This window comes from Okeania sp. SIO2B9 (assembly GCF_010672505.1).
GTDB classification, from domain to species: domain Bacteria; phylum Cyanobacteriota; class Cyanobacteriia; order Cyanobacteriales; family Microcoleaceae; genus Okeania; species Okeania hirsuta.
Window position 1 is genome coordinate 1 of sequence record NZ_JAAHGK010001089.1, and the last position, 2,659, is coordinate 2,659.

Consider the following 2,659-nt stretch of genomic DNA (forward strand, 5'->3'; position numbering starts at 1 on the left):
TCCTCTTCCCTATTTTCTAAAATATTGAATTCCCTGTTCATATCTCAAACATAAATGGTATTTATACTACATAGTTAAAATACTAAAAATATCAAGTTTCATCATTATAATTAACTTTACCATTAGGCATAATTGTTTCCTGAAGATTAGCTTCAGAAAGGTTAATATCATTAATCAAAGCATCAGTAAGATTAGCACCTCTCAAATCAGCACCTCTCAAATCAGCACCTCTCAAATCAGCTCTAATTAAAATAGCCTTACTTAGATTAGTTCCTCGGAAATAAACCCCCCTCAAATTTGCACCTAGAAAATTAACTTTTTTGAGGTTTGCAAACCTAAAATCTGCTTTATAAAGATTTGCTTCCTTTAAAGAAGCATTTGATAAATGAATTCTACTCAGATGAGCTTCAATCAGATTAGCTTTGTCTAAATTAGTCTGGTAAAAATAAGCCCCAATCAATTCAGCTTCATGGAGATTAGCATGACTAAGATTAGCATAACTGAAGTTAGTTTCTATTAAATCTGCTTTGGCTAAGTTGCTTCTTCTCAGGTCTGCTGAAGTAGCATCAGCATATCGACAAATAGCATTTTGTAAATCAGTTCCAATTAAATTTGCACCAACTAAATCAGCATCTATTAAGTTAGCCTGTCTTAGATCTGCAGAAATCAAATTAGCATATCTTAAGTTAGCTCCCTGAAGATTAATAGAAGTAAGGTTAGCATGAATCAGTTGAGCTGAAGTTAAATTAGCATATCTTAAGTTAGCTGTTTTTAATTGAGTTAAACAGAGATTCGCTCCTGTGAGATTTACTCCTTGAAAATTAATACCTTGCAGGTTAATACCTCTGAGGTTGACATTAGTAAGATCTGCTTGTAGATGTAGATTTTTCTGTCTCCATTCATTCCATGTAATTACATCCCGATTAAGTAGGGCGAGATATTCTTTATTTGCCATTTTTTATTAGATAACTTCTTAGAGATATTTATATATTTCTGTTATGGAGTAATAACTATAAGAGACTGTTTGTAAAAGGAATGTTAAATCCAGGCGTAGGGTGGGTTAGGCAACAATAATTATGAGTCGCGAACCAAAATCTTAACTGTCCACTGTAACCCACCGAACATACCGAGTATTAAGGAGTTGGACATTATGGAATGATATTGGCAAAGATTAGTGTGTCGGCTAAATCCCTTACTTCAACTGAATTTGGGTTTATAGTCGAACATAGCAATACAGCAAAACTAAAGATCCTAATTATATCAAATCCGTTTAATTCGATATAAAGAAATTTTCCATCTGAGCGCCATTGCCAAATCTTTCTCAATATTCCCATCCTGGTAGGGGTTAGGGGTGGGTCTCCATATCCCCATATCCCCATATCCCCACACTCCCCATCTCCCCAGACTCTTTATGGAGGAGTATGGAAATATTTTTCCACCTTTTTCTCCTATTGCCTCTATCTCACGGACGACTCCATGGCTCAAAATTATTATCAAGGTCAAGATACCAAATAGCTTATATAGGAGGAAAAGAAGAAGGATGAGAAAGTTTTTTTCAGGGTTATTATTCCAGACATGATATTACTTATTCCACACTTTGCTGATGTAGTTCTAAGTATTTCTAGCTATAGTAAAAGCTATGGTCTTAAAAAAAAAGGTAATCAAAATATTTACTATATCATATAAACATCATATATATGCATAATATTAATTAAATTTATGTATAATTATTAAAACTTAATAAAGATTTACTTAATATTAAGTAAAATGATACGAATCAAGAGTTAAACTAACAAACGAGAACAATAGTTAACATATTGAAGAGCCATGACCTAACCATTGCAAACCAAAAGTGAATTTATTAGTACAGTCCAAAAAATTGAATGTCCCTAATTTAAGGATATTACTAAAAACGTCAGTATATCTTGGTGATCTAACGGCTCTACCAAATTTATTGAATGAATGGGGAAAATAGCTACACAGTAAACCTTGAGAATGTGTTGGCTAAAACCTCAAGATAGTGAAATGAAGTTTGGAAAGTTGGAGAAAACGCATTCCTCACTAATACAATTTCATAGATAATGAAGTATTTTTCTAGGGTGACTTCCCTAAAAGTGAGGCACAAAGTTCCAACCTCCTAACAGTGTTGAAAATGTAGAACTTTTACCTTGCCTGCCTTCAGGCACACATTAAGCTAGTTATTCTAGTAGCATTACTAAAATACTCCTTCAGTACGAAGTAATTTATAATTCCAAGTGGTAAAGAATAAAAAGCGATCGCAAACATAAATGTAAATTAGATTCACGTCGCCATAATTAAAATTACCAAGTCAGTCAATTAGTCATTAATACAAGGATTTGACAACTATGCTAAACACAATACCTATCAAGCAGCCGTTAAATCCAGATCAAAACGTGAATCACGGTTGTAACTTGAAGTGGAAGTTAGAAGATCGACAAGAGTATCGTTTTTCTGCTATAATTTTGATCACAAGTAAAATAACAAGAAAACACCAATGGTGACATCAATTCAGTTTTGCTATCAAATAAGGAAACTGTAATAGGTTTTGGTGTTGACAAAATAGTGATTATCCCGGTACAATGGTGGGTTAACCCCCAAACACCCCCAAAACCCCGGAGGAGGCGCACCATGCGTATTG

At 33.8% G+C, this 2,659-nt stretch carries 2 protein-coding genes; both read right to left on the reverse strand.

Features of this window, described 5'->3' with window-relative positions; translation table 11 throughout:
• Window positions 1-91: 91 nt before the first annotated feature.
• Complete coding sequence (locus F6K13_RS27585; RefSeq protein ID WP_124143148.1) at window positions 92-955, reverse strand: pentapeptide repeat-containing protein; 864 nt, start codon at window positions 953-955, stop codon at window positions 92-94.
• Window positions 956-1,260: 305 nt separating this feature from the next.
• Complete coding sequence (locus F6K13_RS27590; RefSeq protein WP_124143149.1) at window positions 1,261-1,485, reverse strand: hypothetical protein; 225 nt, start codon at window positions 1,483-1,485, stop codon at window positions 1,261-1,263.
• Window positions 1,486-2,659 lie beyond the last annotated feature (1,174 nt).